17 protein-coding genes, 1 tRNA gene and 1 pseudogene are annotated in these 18,975 nt (G+C 60.3%); 11 read left to right on the top strand and 8 right to left on the bottom strand.

The features are described 5' to 3' along the window. The first annotated feature begins 15 nt into the window (after positions 1 to 15). On the top strand, positions 16 to 1,353 hold the full coding sequence (locus O3W47_RS04255) for a sensor histidine kinase (RefSeq protein WP_269313074.1): 1,338 nt from the start codon (positions 16 to 18) through the stop codon (positions 1,351 to 1,353). Between the two features lie 62 nt (positions 1,354 to 1,415). Here O3W47_RS04255 and O3W47_RS04260 read toward each other — a convergent pair whose 3' ends face one another. After that, positions 1,416 to 2,720 (bottom strand): MFS transporter, encoded by a 1,305-nt coding sequence (locus O3W47_RS04260; RefSeq protein ID WP_162936951.1) that lies wholly within the window; start codon positions 2,718 to 2,720, stop codon positions 1,416 to 1,418. 290 nt (positions 2,721 to 3,010) lie between these two features. On the opposite strand from O3W47_RS04260, the pseudogene O3W47_RS04265 reads away from it, so the two are divergent. The 5 genes and pseudogenes from O3W47_RS04265 (at position 3,011) to O3W47_RS04285 (ending at position 8,564) form a co-directional block, all read left to right on the top strand. Next, positions 3,011 to 4,121: pseudogene (locus O3W47_RS04265) on the top strand (RHE_PE00001 family protein). 255 nt (positions 4,122 to 4,376) lie between these two features. Beyond that, positions 4,377 to 4,607 (top strand): helix-turn-helix domain-containing protein, encoded by a 231-nt coding sequence (locus tag O3W47_RS04270; RefSeq protein WP_003522093.1) that lies wholly within the window; start codon positions 4,377 to 4,379, stop codon positions 4,605 to 4,607. Positions 4,608 to 4,839: 232 nt separating this feature from the next. Further along, positions 4,840 to 6,090 carry an adenylate/guanylate cyclase domain-containing protein gene (locus O3W47_RS04275; protein WP_269313075.1) on the top strand — a complete coding sequence of 417 codons (1,251 nt, stop codon included), beginning with the start codon at positions 4,840 to 4,842 and terminating at the stop codon, positions 6,088 to 6,090. Between the two features lie 213 nt (positions 6,091 to 6,303). Continuing rightward, complete coding sequence (gene iolG, locus O3W47_RS04280; protein ID WP_269313076.1) at positions 6,304 to 7,296, top strand: inositol 2-dehydrogenase; 993 nt, start codon at positions 6,304 to 6,306, stop codon at positions 7,294 to 7,296. Between the two features lie 371 nt (positions 7,297 to 7,667). After that, entirely contained in the window at positions 7,668 to 8,564 is an 897-nt protein-coding gene (locus O3W47_RS04285; RefSeq protein WP_269313077.1) for a DMT family transporter, read from the top strand. Between the two features lie 21 nt (positions 8,565 to 8,585). On the opposite strand, the gene O3W47_RS04290 is transcribed toward O3W47_RS04285, so the two are convergent. Both O3W47_RS04290 and rocF read right to left on the bottom strand, forming a co-directional pair. After that, the gene (locus tag O3W47_RS04290) at positions 8,586 to 9,641 is read right to left on the bottom strand and encodes an ornithine cyclodeaminase (protein WP_137453440.1); all 1,056 of its coding nucleotides are present in this window, start codon (positions 9,639 to 9,641) and stop codon (positions 8,586 to 8,588) included. A gap of 13 nt (positions 9,642 to 9,654) precedes the next feature. After that, entirely contained in the window at positions 9,655 to 10,575 is a 921-nt protein-coding gene (gene rocF / locus O3W47_RS04295; RefSeq protein WP_137453441.1) for an arginase, read from the bottom strand. Positions 10,576 to 10,704: 129 nt separating this feature from the next. Between rocF and O3W47_RS04300 the strand changes: the two genes are divergently transcribed. The 3 genes from O3W47_RS04300 (at position 10,705) to O3W47_RS25350 (ending at position 11,807) form a co-directional block, all read left to right on the top strand. After that, on the top strand, positions 10,705 to 11,142 hold the full coding sequence (locus tag O3W47_RS04300; protein ID WP_003508428.1) for an Lrp/AsnC family transcriptional regulator: 438 nt from the start codon (positions 10,705 to 10,707) through the stop codon (positions 11,140 to 11,142). A gap of 123 nt (positions 11,143 to 11,265) precedes the next feature. Beyond that, positions 11,266 to 11,339 (top strand) — tRNA-Gln (locus tag O3W47_RS04305). 165 nt (positions 11,340 to 11,504) lie between these two features. Then, on the top strand, positions 11,505 to 11,807 hold the full coding sequence (locus O3W47_RS25350; RefSeq protein WP_442864605.1) for a type II toxin-antitoxin system PemK/MazF family toxin: 303 nt from the start codon (positions 11,505 to 11,507) through the stop codon (positions 11,805 to 11,807). Positions 11,808 to 12,091: 284 nt separating this feature from the next. Here O3W47_RS25350 and O3W47_RS04310 read toward each other — a convergent pair whose 3' ends face one another. From O3W47_RS04310 to bioB, 5 genes are read right to left on the bottom strand one after another with little or no spacing between them, the layout of a single operon-like run. Then, a complete protein-coding gene (locus tag O3W47_RS04310; RefSeq protein WP_269313078.1) occupies positions 12,092 to 13,078 on the bottom strand; it encodes a beta-ketoacyl-ACP synthase III in 987 nt (328 codons plus the stop codon). A 56-nt stretch (positions 13,079 to 13,134) separates the two neighbouring features. Beyond that, on the bottom strand, positions 13,135 to 14,430 hold the full coding sequence (locus O3W47_RS04315) for an adenosylmethionine--8-amino-7-oxononanoate transaminase (protein ID WP_269313079.1): 1,296 nt from the start codon (positions 14,428 to 14,430) through the stop codon (positions 13,135 to 13,137). Then, positions 14,427 to 15,065, bottom strand: coding sequence for a dethiobiotin synthase (gene bioD / locus O3W47_RS04320; RefSeq protein WP_269313080.1), 639 nt, complete (start codon positions 15,063 to 15,065; stop codon positions 14,427 to 14,429). The genes O3W47_RS04315 and bioD overlap by 4 nt, the downstream gene beginning before the upstream one ends. Continuing rightward, positions 15,062 to 16,207, bottom strand: a complete 1,146-nt coding sequence (locus O3W47_RS04325; RefSeq protein WP_137453445.1) for an 8-amino-7-oxononanoate synthase — start codon at positions 16,205 to 16,207, stop codon at positions 15,062 to 15,064. Before O3W47_RS04325 ends, bioD begins: the two co-directional genes overlap by 4 nt. Further along, positions 16,204 to 17,238 carry a biotin synthase BioB gene (gene bioB, locus O3W47_RS04330; RefSeq protein ID WP_137453446.1) on the bottom strand — a complete coding sequence of 345 codons (1,035 nt, stop codon included), beginning with the start codon at positions 17,236 to 17,238 and terminating at the stop codon, positions 16,204 to 16,206. Before bioB ends, O3W47_RS04325 begins: the two co-directional genes overlap by 4 nt. 234 nt (positions 17,239 to 17,472) lie before the next feature. On the opposite strand from bioB, the gene O3W47_RS04335 reads away from it, so the two are divergent. Both O3W47_RS04335 and O3W47_RS04340 read left to right on the top strand, forming a co-directional pair. Next, the gene (locus O3W47_RS04335; protein WP_137453447.1) at positions 17,473 to 17,919 is read left to right on the top strand and encodes an acetyltransferase; all 447 of its coding nucleotides are present in this window, start codon (positions 17,473 to 17,475) and stop codon (positions 17,917 to 17,919) included. 99 nt (positions 17,920 to 18,018) lie between these two features. Next, on the top strand, positions 18,019 to 18,918 hold the full coding sequence (locus O3W47_RS04340; RefSeq protein ID WP_170985903.1) for an AraC family transcriptional regulator: 900 nt from the start codon (positions 18,019 to 18,021) through the stop codon (positions 18,916 to 18,918). The last annotated feature ends 57 nt before the right edge of the window (positions 18,919 to 18,975 follow it).

Consider the following 18,975-nt stretch of genomic DNA (forward strand, 5'->3'; position numbering starts at 1 on the left):
TACAAGCAGGCAGAAATGGCCAGACCGACCAGCATGACCCGCAAGCTCGTGACGGCGCTGACCAGCGTTGTCGCCATATCCTGGCTTCTCGCCTGCGGGCTGGGCGTCATGGTGATGCAGGACGAATTCGCCGAAATTTTCGACGCCGGCGTTGAGGAAACCGCCGAAAGACTGCTGCCGCTGCTGGTGGACGACCTCCGGGAAAACAATACCGCGCCTGCCGCGCAAAAGCTCAACCAGACGTCGGAACGGGCGGAATATCTGACCTATCAGGTACGCGACCGGGAAGGACAGGTGGTGCTGCATTCGCATGACAGTTCGACGGAGCCTTTCGAGGTCTCGCTCGAACCCGGTTTTTCTGAAACCGCGACCCAGCGCATCTTTACGGTTGCGACGCCGGACGGAAACTATTTCCTGCAGGTCGCCGATGCCTTCGCCAATCGCCGCGAGGCGATCGAGGAGGCGGGCACCGCGCTGCTGCTTCCCGTTCTCATCCTCATTCCCGCCAGCATTTTCGCAGTCATTGTCGTGGTGCGCAGAACGCTGCGACCGATACAGACCCTGCGCGACGAAATCGGCAAAAAGGACGGCGGCAATCTCGCGCCGCTGCCGACGCAACCCTTTCCGGGCGAGCTCCATCCCATTGCCCGTTCGGTCAATCTGCTGCTCGGACGATTGCGGTCGGCAATCGAGGCGGAACGGGAATTCACCGCCAACAGCGCCCATGAATTGCGCACGCCGATTGCCGGCGCGCTGGCGCAGGCGCAGCGGCTGCATGCCGACATTCCGCCGGAACTTGCGCCGCGCGTGGAAAACATCGAAAAATCCCTGCAGCATCTCGCCCACCTGGCCGAAAAACTGCTTCAGATGTCGCGCGCGGAAGCGAGGATCGGGGTCACCGACACGGCAAACGATCTCATTCCCGTTCTCGAGCTGGTTATCGACGACATGATGAGAACGGCCATCGGCTCATCCCGAATCCGCTTCACCAATCGTTGTGAAGGCGGCCTCTCCTGCAGGATCGGCGCGGATGCCTTCGGCATCGTCGTCCGTAACCTCCTCGAAAACGCGCTGATCCACAGCCCGGCGGAAAGCCCGGTGCAGGTCGTCGCCGAAGCGGACGGCACGATCCGCGTCGTCAATTCCGGGGTAGCGGTCGACGCGGCGCTCCTGCCCAAGCTGACGACGCGTTTTACCAGGGGCCAGACCACGGCGGACGGAACCGGGCTTGGCCTTGCCATCGTCAAGAGCCTGGTGGAGCAGGCCGGCGGAGAGCTGGTGCTTTCCTCGCCGGCGCCGGGCCGGCAGGACGGTTTTGAGGCCCGCATCGTCCTTCCCGCCGAAACCGCCTGAATGCCGAAAGAAAAAAGCCCCGTCGGAAGGACGGGGCTTTTGCCGGTCTGGATGACGGTCGCTCAATCCTCGTGGATATGGCTGTGATCGCGCGTGTCGCGCATCTTCACATAAACCACCAGCGACAGGGCGATCATGATCGTCACATACCAGAAGAACCAGTTTTCGTGGCCGATCTGCTTGAACTTCAGGGCCACGAATTCCGCCGTTCCGCCGAATATGGTGTTCGCCAGCGCATAGGGCAGAGCCACGCCAAGCGCGCGGATATGGGCAGGGAACATTTCCGCCTTCACCACCGCATTGATGGAAGTATAGCCGGTGACGATCAACAGGCCGACCAGAACGAGGGCGAAAGCCATGATGGGATCGGTCGTCGTCGAAAGCGTGCTGAAGATCGCATAGGTGAACAGCGCTCCGAGAATGCCGAAGCCCACCATCAGCGGCTTGCGGCCGATCCTGTCGGACAGCGCACCCGCAATCGGCTGGCACAGCATGAAGACGAAGAGCGCCGCCGTGGTGATTTCCGTGGCGCTTTCCTTGCTGAAACCGGAGGTGTTGACGAGGAATTTCTGCAGATAGGTCGTATAGGCATAAAAGGCGAGCGTGCCGCCGGAGGTGAGCGCCATGACCATCAGCGCTTCCCTTGGATAGTGCTTGAACAGCGCCCATCCGCTGGACTTCGGCTTGTCGGCAGCGCCGGTCTTGGCATTTTCGAAGGACTGCGTCTCGACAAGGCCGCGGCGGATATAAAACACCGCAATCGCCAGAAGGCCGCCAATGAAGAAGGGAATGCGCCAGCCCCAGGAGCCGAGCTGTTCCGGCGTCAGAACCCGCTGCAGCACCAGAAGCACCGCCAGCGCCAGAAGCTGACCGGAAATAAGCGTCACATACTGGAAGCTGGAGAAGAAACCGCGGCGGTTCTTGCCGGCCATTTCGCTGAGATAGGTTGCGCTGGCGCCATATTCGCCGCCGACGCTGATGCCCTGCAGAAGTCTTGCGAAAACCAGAATGGCCGGCGCGGCAATGCCGATCGCCTCATGGCCGGGCGTAATCGCGATCAGCAGCGAACCGAGACACATCAGCGTGACGGACAAGGTGAGACCGGCCTTGCGGCCCTTGCGGTCGGCATAGGTGCCCATGAACCAGGCCCCGATGGGCCGCATCAGAAATCCGACGGCGAAAACGGCGGCTGCACTCAGGAGCTCGGCGGTCTGGTTTCCGGAAGGGAAAAACACCGGCGCGAAATAAAGGGTGAAGGCCGAATAGACGTACCAGTCGTACCATTCGACGAGGTTGCCCGCCGATCCGCCGATAATGGATTTCAAACGGGTTTTCTGGTCCGGCGCGGTGGCGGGACCATTTGCCATAATATTCACGGGTAAACTCCAATTCATCTTCGTCTGGAGATGGAAGGGCGAACGGAAGGTGTGATAATTTGTCGCTCTCGGTGGGGGTATATACCCGTCATGTTGCAGTGCGCAAGTTTATACCGCATCGCGATATTGCCGAAAATCCAGCCATGGCGACTGAAGCCCTGCCGATTCCCGGCCTTCCGCCACCCTTTTTTCAGCGGATTTTCGGGTGGAAACCTCAAAAGTAAAACCGCCCGACTGTGATCCGCCTTGTAAGCCGCCCGCGCTCAAACTAAAAAATATCAATGATTTACGATATATCGGACGTCCAGATCGAAAAGCTCCTCATTGCCGCCGCCCGTGCCGGCGAGGCGCTGGCGCGGCTGGACGAGCGGATCGACAGGTCACCGATGAAACACGGCTTCATCGAAAGACAGGATTTCACCGATGCGATTTCCTCCATGTGGGTGGATGGCGAACTCGTTCACATGGAAGATCTGGTGCTGCATGACGCGCATATGGATGTGCGCGCGCCAACCCATGAAATGACGGCGGCGCACCGGATTCTCCGCTCGAGACGGCTGATCTTTTCCAATGCCCCCGGCTGGGCCTTTACCGCGCCGGGCCTTTCAAGGCTACGCGGCAGGGCGGCACTTGCCGAAGAACCAGCGCCTTCCAGACAAGCGCCCGATCACTCCCGCGATGAAGACACCGACGCGGGAGGAGGAAACATCGCTGGACGGCGCTTTTTCCGAGCTGGACGCGCTTCTGGCGCGAAGCGCCGCAACGCTCGATGCGATCACCACCGGCAGCGCGCTTCCGCCAATGCACAGGGAGGAAAGCCATGCGATCATCAACGAACCCGACTGGGACGAGGATGAGCGGCTGAAAGAATGGTGGGCCGTCCATGCGCGGACAGAGGAACTGCCGGCGATTCTTCGCACCGCCATCCTGCTCGACGCCTGGAACATGATCGAGGTGCTGCAACGCAGCCCCTGGCTCGGCCGGCTTCTGGCCTCCGCCTTTCTGCGCGACGGCGCCGTCACGCCAGATCACCTGCCGGCCCTCAGCGCCGGTCTCCGCGCGGTCCCACGGGAGCGCCGGCACGCCCGAAACCAGACGCAGCGCGTTCTCGCACTTCTCGACAGCTTTTACGAAGCGGCACAGGCCGGCATGAAGGAACACGACCGGCTGACCCATGCGCGTGAACGCATGATGCGCAAGCTGGCAGGCCGGCGTTCCTCCTCGCGCCTGCCGGAACTCGTGGAGCTTGTCGTCTCCCGACCGGTGGTTTCGGCGGCGATGATCGTCAAGGAACTCGGCACCACGCCGCAGGGCGCGATAGGGCTCGCCAACCAGCTGGAACTGCGGGAAGTGACGGGTCGTGGCCGGTTTCGCGCCTGGGGCATGCTGTAGCGAAAGCTGCCCCACCCCTCGCAAGAGCCCCGAAAAACGGCGGTATCTCGGCCTTTTTCCGGCAAAGACGTGCCGCAGGAATGCAGCGATCACGAATCTTAACAAAATTTAACTATTGCGTAGGTCGGTGAAGCCGCTATGTTCCTCGCTGCGTTGCAGCACCGATTTTCTTCTCCGGCAACGCGGTCGCATTCGGCCCCGGCAACTTTTCTTTGCCGCCCGCATTTAAGTGTCCATTCTGAGGGAGATGCAATAATGACAATTTCAATCTCACAACCCGATTCCGATCACGAAACCGATGCTCCTTTTGCCAAAAAGGTTCTCACCGCGCGCAATCTCGCCGGATATACGGTCGAGCAGCTTGCCGTGACCTGCGGCCTGACGACCAGCGAAATACGCGCGCTCGAAGACGGCACGGACAGCGATCCGCTGCGCATCAGACGCGTTGCCGCAGCACTTCATATTCCTGTCGAAACCGTTATCTGATCCGCCTTAGCGATCATCAAAAATCTCAGCGCCGCCGGGGACGATGTTCCAGGGAACATCCGGGCGGCGCGCGCGGCCTGATGCCGCCAGTCCCTTCCGGAACATTTTCCGCGCCCCTCTCTTAACATTTTCGTTATCCGGCACCACATGGGGTTCACGAGCGACCATGTTCGGCCGAGTGCGACATGTGCCCCGCTTGTGCGAGAGCAGCAACAACCTCCGGAATCCTGCCATGACACTAAGTCTCGACACCGAAGAACGGGTTTCTTCAGCATTGGATGAATTGTGGCCAGCGGAAAAGACGGATATTCTCGACTGGCTGATCACCGGCACCAAGGACGAACGCTTTATCGACGAGATATTCGTCGAGCTCTGCAGCAGGCTGCGGGCGAGCGGAATTTCCGTGGCCCGGGGCGTGCTCGCTTTCCGCATTCGCCATCCGCAATGGCTTGGCGCGCGCATTCTGTGGAAAGCCGGCCTGTCCTCCGCCGAAATCGCCACCTATGGCTATGGGTCTGAAAATACGCCCGAATATCTGAACAGCCCTATCAACGACATTCATCAGGGCGCCACCGAAGTTCGCCACCGGCTGAACGGAGAGGACATCGATGAGCCCGGCTATACGATCTACGAAGACCTGCGGGCCGAGGGGCTGACGGATTATTGCGCCTGGCCGATCGAGCACACTTTCGGCAAGCGCCATGTCGCCACCTTCTCCAGCGACCGGCCCGGCGGTTTTTCCGACAGCGAAATCCTCGCCTTGAAAAACCTGCTTCCGGCGCTCGCGCTCGTCAGCGAAATACGCCTGAAAAACCGCATGACGCGCACCCTTCTGGAGACCTATGTGGGGCCGCATGCCGGCGAAAAGATCCTCAATGGCGCCACCACGCGCGGTAGCGGCATGACGGTGGGTGCGGCGATCCTGATCTGCGACCTGCGCAATTTCACCCATATTTCCGACCTTTGGCCGCGTGACGATGTCATCGAGCTTCTCAACGGTTATTTCGACGCCATGTGCGATCCCATCGAGGAATTCGGCGGCGAAATCCTGAAATTCATGGGCGACGGGCTGCTGGCGATTTTCCCGCTCAGCGACCCGCAGGCCTGCGAAAACCTGCTGAAAGCCATCGCCAGCGCGCAGAAGAGCCTCGTTGCGCTGAATGAAATCAATTGCCGCAAGGGCCACGATCCCCTGGGTTACGGCATCGGCGTGCATGTCGGCGATGTCATGTATGGCAATATCGGCTCGAAGACCCGCCTCGATTTCACCGTCATCGGCCCCGCCGTCAATATCGCCTCGCGGCTGGAAACGCTGACCAAGGAGACCGGGCGCAATGTGCTTTTCTCCGAGGAATTCGTGCGCATGGCCGGATATCAGGGAAAGCTGGAAAATCTCGGACCATGGCTGCTGCGCGGCCTCGAAACCCCGGTCGAAGTATACGCCCTGCCCCACAATGCGGCCCTGACAGCTTCGGCCGATTGATTATCGCGAGGGGCTTTTAACGACACCGGCCATCCGCGCCGCATGACCTTCCCGAAGGAGTGATTTCGGCCGTCTGGACCATCGTCAAAACGCTTGACACATCTGCAATGTCGATCTAGCAAAATGGAACATATATTCCATATCGAAACATTGCTTGCATTCATATTCTGTCTTTCCGGGAGTGAGGGACGGGTGTGAGAAACCGGAGGAAAGATGGTTACGAAATTGGCACTGCTCGGCGCTGGACGGATCGGCAAGGTCCACGCCAAGGCGATCACCACCGACAGCCGTGCTCAGCTGGTGGCCGTTGTGGACGCCATGGCCGGTGCTGCGGAAGCAATCGTCCGCGAGGCGCAGTGCAAGGTCAGCACGATCGATGAGGTTCTGGCCGACAACACGATCGATGCCGTCATCATCTGCACCCCGACCAACACCCATGCCGACCTGATCGAGCGTTTCGCCCGCGCCGGCAAGGCGATCTTCTGCGAAAAGCCCGTCGATCTCGATGTCGCCCGCGCGGAAGCCTGCGCCAAGGTGGTCGAGGAAACCGGTGCGAAGGTGATGCTCGGTTTCAACCGCCGTTTCGACCCGCATTTCCAGGCCGTTCACAAGGCCATCGACGATGGCCGCATCGGCAAGGTGGAAATGGTGACCATCACCAGCCGCGACCCCGGCCCGCCGCCGGCCGAATATATCAAGGTCTCCGGCGGCATTTTCCGCGACATGACCATTCATGATTTCGATATGGCCCGTTTCCTGCTCGGCGAGGAAGTGGAAAGCGTATTCGCCACCGGTTCCGTTCTCGTCAATCCGGAGATCGGCGCGCTGGGTGATTTCGACAGCGCCAGCATCATCCTGACGACGAAAAGCGGCAGGCAGGCGATCATTTCGAATTCACGCCGCGCGACCTATGGTTACGACCAGCGCATCGAAGTCCACGGTTCGCTCGGTTCGGCAGCGGCCGAAAACCAGCGCCCGGTTTCCATCGAAATCGCCAACGCGGATGGCTACACCCGCCCGCCGCTGCATGATTTCTTCATGACGCGTTACACGGCGGCCTATGCCGCGGAAATCACCGCTTTCATCGACAGCATCGAAAACAACGTCGCGCCGTCACCCTCCATCAAGGACGGTCTGATCGCGCTGAAACTGGCCGACGCCGCGCTGAAATCCGCGACCTCGAAGACGGCCGTGAAGATCGGCTAAGGGCCTTAAGCGCGACGCCGGATGTGGGCATGAACCCCTCCAGACATGTTGCCGTCATCCTCGGCCTTGTGCCGAGGATCTGAACACGTCGAATACAACCAGCAGATAGCAGATCCTCGGGACAGGCCCGAGGATGACGTCGGCGCAATTGGCTTGAATTAAAGACTTACGCCTTTTCGAGAAATCTAAACCAGACAGTAGCGCAGGCTAAGCCGGCAATCCGCCCGCCAAAAACGCAGCTTCCACACTTGCATGGCAGCTATTCGGAAAATAAGGTTGTCTGACAAGGTACGGCCGTAACATATGGCTGTTACCCACCTCATTCACCCCGAATACTCTTTTGCCGGCGGCAGTCGGATAGCGGTTTTTTCATGCCATCACCCAGGACCGGCTTTCTTTATGCGCTTGTCGCTTTCACGATCTTTGCGGCGCAGGATGGCATATCGAAACATCTGGGCAGCGCCTATCCGCCGGTTTTTATCGCCATGCTGCGATACTGGGCCTTTGCCGTCTTCGTTCTTTTGATGGCCGCAAGGTCGGCGGGCGGCATTCGGGGCGCCGTCATGGCCAACCGTCCCTGGCTGCAGATCGGCCGCGGCGTGCTTCTCGCGGTACAGATCGTCATTTCGATCTTCTCCTTCGCCGTCGTCGGGCTGGCGCACAGCCATTCCATCCTTGCCTCCGCACCGCTGATCGTTGCGGCGCTGTCCATGCCTTTGCTGGGAGAACATGTGGGCTGGCGGCGCTGGAGCGCCATTTTTGTCGGCTTCATCGGCGTTCTCGTCATCCTCAAGCCGGAGGGCGAAGGTTTCGACAACCGGCTGATAATCACCTTCGTGGCCACCTTCATGCTGGCGCTCTACAGCGTCCTGACCCGCCTGGGCAGCAAAAGCGATTCGGCGATGACGAGCTTTTTCTACACCGGCGTGGCCGGTGCGGCGGCCCTGACGCTGGTCGGTCCATTTTATTGGGTCAGCATCGAGCCGCAGGATTGGGGCTGGATGCTGGCGCTGTGCATTACCGGCATGAGCGGCCATTATTGCCTGATAAAGGCGTTCGAACTGGCGGATGCAGCCTCCGTGCAGCCCTTTTCCTATTACCAGCTGGTGCTCGTCTCCATCATCGGCGTCACCATCTATGGCGAAGTGGTGACGTCCAACATGGTCATCGGTGCAGCGATCGTCATTGCCGCCGGCCTCTTCACGATCTGGCGGGAGCATGTGGTTGCCCGCAAGAACCGCCAAACGGCAAATAAGGAAACGGAATAGGCAGCCAGCGCTGGAAATGCCCTAGACGAGCGCCGCCTCACACCGCAGCAGCATCCCGAACAGGTCACGCGGCTCATCCGGGTCGGCCAGCAGATCGAGCTCGGTATAAAGCCCGGTGGATGGCAGTTTCGAGCGCACGTAACGCAGCGCCGAAAAATCTTCCGTCGCGAAACCGACGCTGTCGAACAGCGTGATCTGCCGCTCGCTTGCCCGCCCCTGCTTTTCACCGGTTATGACCTGCCAAAGCTCGGTGACGGGATAATCCGCCGGCAATTGCTGGATTTCGCCTTCAATGCGCGTCTGGGGCGGATATTCGACGAAAATATCGGATCGAAGCAGAATATCCCGGTGCAACTCCGTCTTGCCGGGGCAATCGCCGCCAACGGCATTGATGTGAATGCCGGGCCCGACCATGTTGTCGGTCAGGATCGTCGCATATTGCTTGTCGGCGGTGACGGTGGTGATGATATCCGCCCCTTCGACCGCTTCCTGTGCGCTCTCACAGATCTTGATGGCAAAACCCTGCCCGGCGAGATTGCGGGCGCATTTTTTGCTGGCGGACGGGTCGATATCAAATAGCCGCAGCGTGTCTATGCCAAGAATTGCCTTGAAGGCGCGTGCCTGGAATTCGCTCTGGGCGCCATTGCCGATGATGGCCATGGAGCGGGAATTCCTGCGGGCGAGATATTTTGCGGCGACGGCGGAGGTGGCGGCGGTGCGCAGCGCCGTCAGGATGGTCATCTCGGTCAGAAGCAGCGGATAACCGTTGCCGACATCGGAAAGCACACCGAAAGCCGTCACCGTCTGGCGGCCTTCCTTCATGTTCTTCGGATGGCCGTTGACATATTTGAAGCCGTAAAGCGTGCCATCGCTGGTGGGCATCAGTTCAATGACGCCTTCCTTCGAATGCGAGGCGATGCGCGGCGTCTTGTCGAAGCTTTCCCAGCGGCGGAAATCCTCTTCCACCGCATCGGCAAGCTCGCGCAGGAACGTGTCGATACCCACGCGCAGCACAAGTTTCATCATGTGATCGACGCTGACGAACGGCACGATATTGAGGTTCGGTATCACGGTCATCGCATCACCCCTTTCAGCCGGCCCGTGTCGGGCGGTCCATGACCCGCTTGCCCATCAGGCTGGCGGCGAGATCCACCATCAGCGTCGCGGTTCTGCCGCGCTCGTCGAGAAACGGGTTGAGCTCCACCAGATCGAGACTGCAGACCAGCCCGCTATCATGCAGCATTTCCATGACCAGATGCGCCTCGCGGAACGTAGCACCTCCCGGAACCGTGGTGCCGACGGCCGGCGCGATGGACGGCTCGAGAAAATCGACATCGAGACTGACATGCAAAAGCCCGTTTACCGCCTGAACCCGCGCCAGAAACGCCCGCAGCAGAACGGCGACACCATGCTCGTCTATCGAGCGCATGTCGTGCACGGTGATGCCGCTCTTTTCCAGTGCGGCCCTCTCGGCCGGATCCACGCTGCGGATGCCGATCATGCCGATATTGTCTTCCGGAACCGCATGGGAAAGCGGCGGGAAATAACCGGCAAATCCCTCTCGCCCACTGAAATAGGCGACCGGCGTGCCGTGCAGATTGCCGCTGCGCGTCGTCTCAAGCGTATGGTAATCGGTATGGGCATCGAGCCAGAGCACGAAAAACGGCCGGCCGGTCTCAGCCACCCGGCGCGCCATGCCGGCGACCGTCCCCGCGGAAATCGCATGGTCGCCGCCGAGAAAGATCGGCACGGCATCCGCGCTCTCACGATAGGCAGCCTCCGTCAGCGCCTCGGTCCAGGCCACGGTTTCAGACAGATGGTGCACGGCGGGATTGGGATGGTTAAATTCGCGGAAGGTCGCCGGCGTCACATTGCCGGTATCGACCACGCGATGCCCCAGTTCTTCAAGGGCATGCGCAAGCCCCGCGACGCGATAGGCGCTCGGCCCCATTTCGCATCCCAATTGCCCGGCCCCGATCTGCAGCGGCGCACCGATCAACCTGATTTCCATTCCCGTCCTCGCTTTCCTGCCAACAAGCCCAGTTCAACACAGTGATCTGGCGAAATGAACATCAAATATTGGCAATATTATCGAAATAAGCTATCGATCTGGTAAAATTGATTTACCGAATTGGTCATCATGGATAATCTCGACGAACGGCTCATCACCCTTTTGCGACACAATGGCAGGCGCAGCATTTCCGATCTCGCAATCGAGACGGAAACCTCTCGCGCCACGGTGCGCTCACGCATCGAAAGAATGGAGAACGACGGCACCATCATCGGTTACACCGTCATTTTGCGCGCCGATGCGGTGGAGGCCGCGATCCGCGGCATCATGATGATCGAGATTGAAGGCCATGTGACGGACCGCGTCATCCGCACCCTTGGCGGTTTTCCGGAAATCTCCGAAATCCACAGCACCAACGGCCGCTGGGACCTGATCGTGGAACTCAACGCCGCCACCCTCAGCGATTTCGACGCGGTACTGCGCCGCATCCGCCTGGTGCCCGGCATCACCGGCAGCGAGACCAGCCTTTTGCTCTCCACCCCACGCTCCACCCGGGCACGGCTCTGAACCGGGGAGCAAAACGCAAAACAGGGATAAAACGCATTTTTCGATTTTTTCGACTTGCGCCCCGGAATAAATCATCTATATGACGACCCACCAAAGCGAACGCGCCACGCGCTTTAAAGCTTTTGGGGAATAGTTCAATGGTAGAACAGCGGACTCTGACTCCGTCGATCTTGGTTCGAATCCAGGTTCCCCAGCCAACGCTTCTCTATATCAAAATCAGTTTTATCAAAGAATAAATTTTGTCGCCTACTCCGTTATGCTTGTTTAAATCTATCTCCACCTTCATTACTGAAAATTGTAAGCCCTATGGATCGCAACGTTCGAAACATTGCTAGTAAATCTAAGACTGAATATCTTGGCTTATGCCGATTCGCTATCCCGTCTCCCCTGGTACAGTTTTACTTTGTGACTATGCTAGAGGCGGATTTGTGCCTCCAGAAATGGTGAAAAGGCGGCCCGCCATAGTAATATCGCCGCGTTTGCCACACCGGGATGGCTTATGTGCTATTGTCCCACTCTCCACTACTCAGCCCGCGCACGCTGTTCCTTACATTGTTGAAATTAGCCTGGACCCTGTTCTTCCCACCCCGTTTGATTCGGCTGTGATGTGGGCGAAATGTGACATGGTGGCTAGCGTTTCTTTTGAGCGTCTTGATCTTTTTTAGAACCGGGCGCGATCAGAAAGGACAACGTAAGTATTTGACACGAAAGCTGGACGCAGAAACATTCGAGCGAGTTATAGCCGGTGTTCGAGCCGGCCTGGGAATTTAACTTGACGTTAACGAAAGAATACCCATATTCACCTTGATCGCTGGCGGTGAAAGCCGCTCAGCCTCAAGACCTCTATGGAGGCAGACCCCGCCAAGGCGATAACAAGCGTGGCGGGGTTTCTTTTCAAGCCTTTGGCGAGACTTCGTATGGAGCACCTGTCTTCGAGGCCTGGAAGAACTCACCCGCGATAAACCACCGCTCCACCCGTCATACCGGCACCGGCGGCCGTCAGAAGCAAGTTTTCGGCTTGCCGGAAAGGCCTTTCGGCATTGGTGACGGAGAGCGAAAGCGGAATGGTTGCGGCGGAGGAATTGCCGAAGCTTTCTATGGTGCGAACCGTCTTTTGCCTGTCAATGCCGAGATTGCCACAGACGGCGTCGAACATGCGGGCATTGGCCTGATGGGGCACGAAACGGTCGATATCGGTTGCTGTCATTCCGGCTTGATGCAGCACCCGCTGCGAGGTCTCGGTCATCAGCGCCACGGCACGGGAGAATACTTCGCGGCCGTCACGCATCGTCATCAGCACCTCCTCAGTCGATGTATCGGCAGAGAATGGCTGGCTGCTGCCTCCCGCCGCTATCTGGATCAGATCGTAACCGTCGCCATCCGCAACGAGATCGGCTGACAAAAGCCCACGCTGCGCCTCGCGGCAGGGCTTGAGGACGACGGCGCCGGCGGCATCGGCGAACAGGACCGCGCTTGCCCTTTCCGCCGGATTGATACGGCGGCTCAATATATTGGCGGCAACGATGAGGACGGCGCGGCCGTGGGTGCGGACAAAGCCATCCGCAAGGGTAAGCGCATAAAGAAAGCCAGAACAGGCCCCGGCGAGATCGATCGCGCCGGATCGGGCAAGGCCCAGCCTGTGGGCGAGCAGCGGCGCCGAGGGCGGCAAGAGGTGATCCGGCGTGGAAGTCGCAAGCAGCGTCAGAGCAATGTCGTCGGAGCCGATTTCGGCGTCTTCCAGCGCCATGCGGCCGGCGCTCGCGGCAAGGCCGCTCAGAGTGTCGCCCTCTTGCGCCCAATAACGCGTGCGGATGCCGGTTCGCCGCTCGATCCAGCCGGCTTCCAGCCCGAGACTGGTCTCTATCTCGGCATTGTCGACGCATCGTGACGGAACGGCATGACCAAAACCGGCCATGCGGGAAGAACGGGTCTGCATTGTCAGGACTTTCGGAAACGGTTCTGGAACAGGCTGAACATGGCCACACCCCGTTTTCACGCGATGCCGAGCGCGCGCGATTTTAGCGAAGCGGTTTCGGTGACGATCCCGGCCACTTCATCAATGGCGTCAAAGGCACGGCTTAAATCTTCCGCCGTCGAACAATAGGGCGGCATCAGGTAAAGCACATTGCCGAGCGGGCGGATGACGAACCCGCGCTCGCGGAACGATTGCCGCATGCGCGGCCCCGCCTCGGCGAGATACCCGCCGGCGGGCACCACGAGATCGAGGGCCGCGATGGTCCCCATTTGCCGGATGCCGCTGAAACGCCGGTCATCGGCAAATCGCCGGAGATTGTCGCTCAGCACCTGTTGCAATTGCCTGATGCGTTGAAGCACGGGTTCATCCCGCCAGACCTGAAGATTGGCTGCGGCCGCAGCACAGGCAATCGGATTGGCCGTATAGGAACTGGAATGGAAAAAGGTCTTGCGGCGATCCGTCGAAAAATGCGCGTCGAAAATCTCCGCGCTGCACAGCGTTGCCGCCAGCGGCAGGGAGCCGCCGGTCAGGCCCTTGGAGGTGCAGAGAATATCCGGCGAAATACCGGCCTGTTCGCAGGCGAACATGGTGCCGGTTCTGCCCCAGCCCGTCATCACCTCGTCTGCAATGACAAGGCAGCCATGGCGTTCGGCGATCTGTTTCATCCCGGCCAGAACATCCGCACCGTAAGTCCTCATGCCGCCCGCCCCAAGCACCAGCGGCTCAACCAGCAGGGCGGCGATACGGCCAGAACGGCAGAAGCACTCGAACATGTCCAGCGTGTGCTGTTCGCTGCCCGCTTCTGGAAAAGCCAGCCGGTCGACGCCGAAGAGCAGCGGTTCGTAAGCAGCATTGAAGACACCGCGCTCACCGGTCGACATGGTGCCGATGGTGTCGCCGTGATAGCCGTGCTCCATCACCACGATACGGTCGCGCTTTTCTCCGCGATTGTGGAAATATCCCAGCGCCATTTTCAGCGCCACCTCAACCGCCGTCGAGCCGCTATCGGAATAAAACACGTGGCTTAGCCCGGCGGGCGCAAGCTCGATCAGCCCGCGCGCCAGCGTTTCGGCGGGTTCATGGGAAAACTCGGCGAAAATGACCTGGTCGAAGGCCTCTGTCGCGGCGCGGATGGCCGCCATGATCGCGGGATGCCGGTGCCCGTGGGTGATGACCCACCAGGAGGAAATGGCGTCGAACAGGCGATTGCCGTCCTCATCGACGAGAAATGCGCCTTCCGCAGAAACAACGCGTTTCATCGGCGGTTCCAGCCCATGCTGGGTGAAGGGATGCCAGACAGGGGAACGGCTCATGCCGGCGCCTCCAGAAAATCAGCGAGATTGAAGTGTCGGGCAAATGCCCGATGCAGCACCTCTGATGTCATCTCCGGCAGGCGCGGCAGGCGGCCGAGCGGGCGAACGGCGCCGATATTGGCGATGACGCGCTCATTTTCCCGGTTCTCGTCGCCGATGAAGACCACGCCCTGCACGGGAATGGCGCGGTGCCGCAACGCCTCGAGCGAGAGCAGCGTGTGGTTGATGGTGCCGAGAGACGTTCTTGCGCACAGCACAAGCGGAATTTGCCAGCGGGCGAAGATATCGGCGAAGAGCACCGTGTCCGTCAGCGGCACCAGAAGCCCGCCGGCCCCCTCGATCACCAGCGATCCATCCGTTTGCGGCGGCAGCAGCTGCGCGGGATCGATCGTTACATTCTCGAGACGGGCCGATAGATGCGGCGAAGCCGGCATTTTCAGGCGATAGGCCTCCGGCAGGATGCGCGCGCGCGGCACGCCACCCAGCCGTTCCACCGTCTCGCTGTCTGTTTCTTCCTCCAGCCCGGATTGCACGGGTTTCCAGTAACAAGCCTGCAGGGCGTGGGTCAGCGCTGCGGAAAAAACCGTCTTGCCGATGCCCGTATCGGTGCCGGAAATGACGAAACGAGGGCTCATCTCCGCTCCTGCGCCAAGGAAAGGGCAAGCAGCCCGATCATATCGGCGATCTGGCTCTCATCCACATTGAGCGTGATGGCGATGCGCAGGCGCGCAGTGCCCTCCGGCACCGTCGGCGGGCGGATCGCGCGTACATCGAAACCGCCCTCCCGCAGATGCGCGGCAATACGAAGCGAACCGGCATTGTCGCCGATCATCACCGGCAGGATCTGCGAGCCGCTGGGCTCAACGCCGAGCCGAGAGCGAAGCTCCTCGCCGGCAAAGTTTACCAGCTCCGCCAGCCGCAGGCGTCGCCATGGTTCATCGGCAACGATGCGCAGGGCTTCGCGCACCGCCGCCGCCATCAGCGGCGAAGGCGCGGTCGAATAGATGAAACCGCGGGCGCGGTTGACGAGGTAATCGGCAAGCACCGCCGGCAGGCTCAAAAGCGCGCCGGAAAGACCGAGCGCCTTGCCGCAGGTGTGCAACGCCACCACATTGCCCCGGCCTTCCAGCTCCGCGGCAAGGCCGCGCCCGCCGGGGCCGAACACGCCGGTGGCATGGGCCTCATCGACAATAAGGAAGCCTCCGTGTTTCCCGGCAAGATCAGCCAGGGCCGAAAGGGGCGCACGGTCGCCATCCATGGAATAAAGGCTTTCGACGGCGATCCACGGGCGGCCCCGGCCACCCTCCTGCCGCCAGCGGATTATTTCCCGTTCGAATGCCTCGACCTGATTATGCGGCACGGCGATCGCCTTCGCCTTGCCGGCCGCGATCCCGTCATGGACGCTGGCATGGATCAGGGCATCGTGAAGAACGAGGTCTTCGCGCAGCGGCAATGTGGAGAACAGCGCGACATTGGCGGCAAAACCGCTGCCGAAATAGATCGCTTTTTCCGCACCGAAAAGCGTCGCCGCTTCCGCTTCCAGCGCCTCATGTTCGCGGTGGTTGCCGCGCAGCAGCCGCGAGCCGCCGGCCCCTGCCGGCACGCCCCTTCCGATAGCGTCGGCAAATGCCGCCTTCAGCCGGGGTGAATCGGCAAGGCCAAGATAGTCATTGGAGGTGAAATCGATCCCCTGTTGAGGAGCGAGCGCGCGCAGCCGCGATTTGCGCTCCAGGCCAGCAAGCTTCGCCTCATAGGGGGAGAACGCCGCGAGGTTCACCGGCACCCTCCCGGCTCCCCAGACTGCAACTCAGTTGGCTGCAGTTCCATCGGCTTCAGCCCCAGACGGCGGAAAAGCGCCGTATCGTGGTCCTCACCCGGATTATCCGCCGTCAGCAGCGTCTCGCCGATGAAGATGGAGTTGGCGCCGGCCAGGAAACAGAGCGCCTGCGTCTCATCGCTCATCTCCGTGCGCCCGGCCGAAAGCCGCACATGCGAACGCGGCATGAGGATACGCGCCAGCGCGATGGTGCGGATGAAATCGATCGGATCGACGGGATCGGCCTTGGCAAGCTTCGAGCCGGGGATCGGGATCAGCATGTTGATCGGCACGCTTTCCGGCGGCGCTGGCAGGTTGGCGAGCGTCACCAGCATCGAGATCCGGTCTTCCACCGTTTCCCCCATGCCGAGAATGCCGCCGGCGCAGACCTTGATGCCGGCATCGCGGACATTGGCGAGCGTTTCCAGCCGGTCCTCGAAGGTGCGGGTGGTGATGATCTGCGAATAGAACCGCTCGGAAGTGTCGACATTGTGGTTATAGTAGTCGAGACCGGCATCGGCCAGCCGTTCGGATTGCTCCGGCGTCAACATGCCGAGCGTCATGCAGGTTTCCATGCCGAGCGCCTTCACGCCCTCGACCATGGCCACCACGGCCTCCATGTCACGCTCCTTGGGATTGCGCCAGGCAGCACCCATGCAATAACGCGTCGCGCCGCCTTCCTTCGCCTTGCGCGCTTCAGTCAGCACCCGCTCCACTTCCATGAGTTTGGAGGCCTTGAGGCCGGTGGGGTTGCGGGCGGACTGGCTGCAATAACCGCAATCCTCCGGGCAGCCGCCGGTCTTGATGGATAAAAGCCGGCTCATCTGGATGGCATTGGGATCGAAATGACAGCGATGCACCTGCTGGGCGCGGAACAGAAGATCGTTAAAAGGTAAATTATAGATAATTTTGGCTTCTTCGAGCGACAAGCCGTCGCCGAAACCCGTAATCGGCGCTGGATTTCTGTCGATTTGCGTGACGATCTGGTCCATCTGTCGATCTTTCCCTCAAAATAAATAGATAGAAGTTCTTTTTATCTATTTTTTTCGAACCGCTTTTTGCAAGCATTTTTTTCGAGAAAAATTTTTCGGAGGGAGAGATGGCGGCATATGCGGAGATCGGAATCGCCGGCTTTTGACGCTGAAATTCATTGAATACGCACGTGCTCACGGAAAGGATCGGGCCGGCCCATGGCGTGAAAAGTCCGCACTTGCTAAGGGTGAGGCATGATCACACTTCGTCCCTCCGAGAGCCGCGACGCTTCCCGCATCCTCGACATATGGAGCAAAGCAGTCGACGCCACCCACGGGTTCCTTCTGCCGTCGGATCGCGCCGCAATCGGGCAGGAAGTCGAAGCTTTTCTGCCGCAGGCGCCGCTCACGCTGGCGGTCGATATTGCTGACCGCCCCCTCGGTTTCATGTTTCTGCATGAGGGGCATATGGAGGCGCTTTTCATCGATCCGGACCATCATGGCCAGGGAATCGGCAAGGTTCTGGTTCAGCGGGCGCTTGCGCTCCACCCCGCCTTGACCACCGACGTCAACGAACAGAACGCCGGGGCCATGGGTTTTTATCGCCGCCTGGGATTTGAGCCGACGGGACGCTCCGCCCTCGACGGACAGGGACGACCCTATCCGCTCGTTCATCTTCGATTTCGCGCAACGGAAAAATAGGCCGCCGGGATCGTCGGGGAGGATCAAGCCACGAACACCATAGTCCGCTTCGCAACCGACGATTTTCTGCCCGAACACCGCTTCGACCAATGGCGCGAAGTGCGTGGCAAAAGCCTGTTTGGCGTGACGATCGAGCTTGCGCGGGACCTTCGCCACAGCTTCAGGGGTTCGTTTCAGGCGCGCGCCGTCGCCGGCGCCGTGGTGACCGAGATGCGCGCCTCCTCTTACCGGGTGAACCGCACCGAAGCCGATATTGCCCGCATTGCCGGCGACAGCCTCTGCATCGGCCTGCAGGTCAGGGGCTCCGGCTTTCTGCATGCCGGCAAAAATCAGGTTCACGCGGTTGGCGGGGGCGATATCACCATCAACTATTCCGACTTGCCCTACGATGCGATACCGGGAAACGAGGCGGATTTTCACTACAGGATGCTGAAGATCCCCGTGGATTACGAGGTCATGCTCGGTCAGGCCACCGATGACCTGTTTGCGACGCGTTATGCGGAAAACAACAGTTTCTCCCTGCCCTTCCGGGCCCTTTTCAACGCGCTGAACGCCGACCCCGGCAGGCTCATCGACCCCGCACGCGATGTCACGCATATCGCCCGGCTCGCCATGACGGCGCGCGGGCGGCTTTCGTCCGCCATGCCGGAGGTGCGCGCCGCGCTCAGGACCGGGCTCTGTTATGCGGCACAGGACATCATGATACGGAAAAAATCCCGGCAGAACCTCACCCCTGCCGCCGTAGCAAGGGAACTGGGGATTTCGCTTCGGCAATTGCATGTGGTTTTCGAGGGTGCGGAACTGTCGTTTTCCCGCACGCTCTCCTCCATGCGGATCGAGGAGGCGAGGCGGTTGCTGCTGGCATTCCCCGCCTTGCCGGTCACGCAGATCGCCTATGGCTGCGGCTTTGACAGCCTCGCTACTTTCTACAGGGTATTTGCCGGCACCTATGGCATGACGCCCGGCGACGCCCGCGCTGCGGATATGCCGCCGGCTTAAAATTTCACCTCTGCGCGCAATGAGAAGACGCGCCATTTCAGCTCCTGTAAGGCCGAT

It is taken from the genome of Agrobacterium sp. LMR679, from assembly GCF_027157905.1.
Classification (GTDB): Bacteria; Pseudomonadota; Alphaproteobacteria; order Rhizobiales; family Rhizobiaceae; genus Agrobacterium; species Agrobacterium leguminum.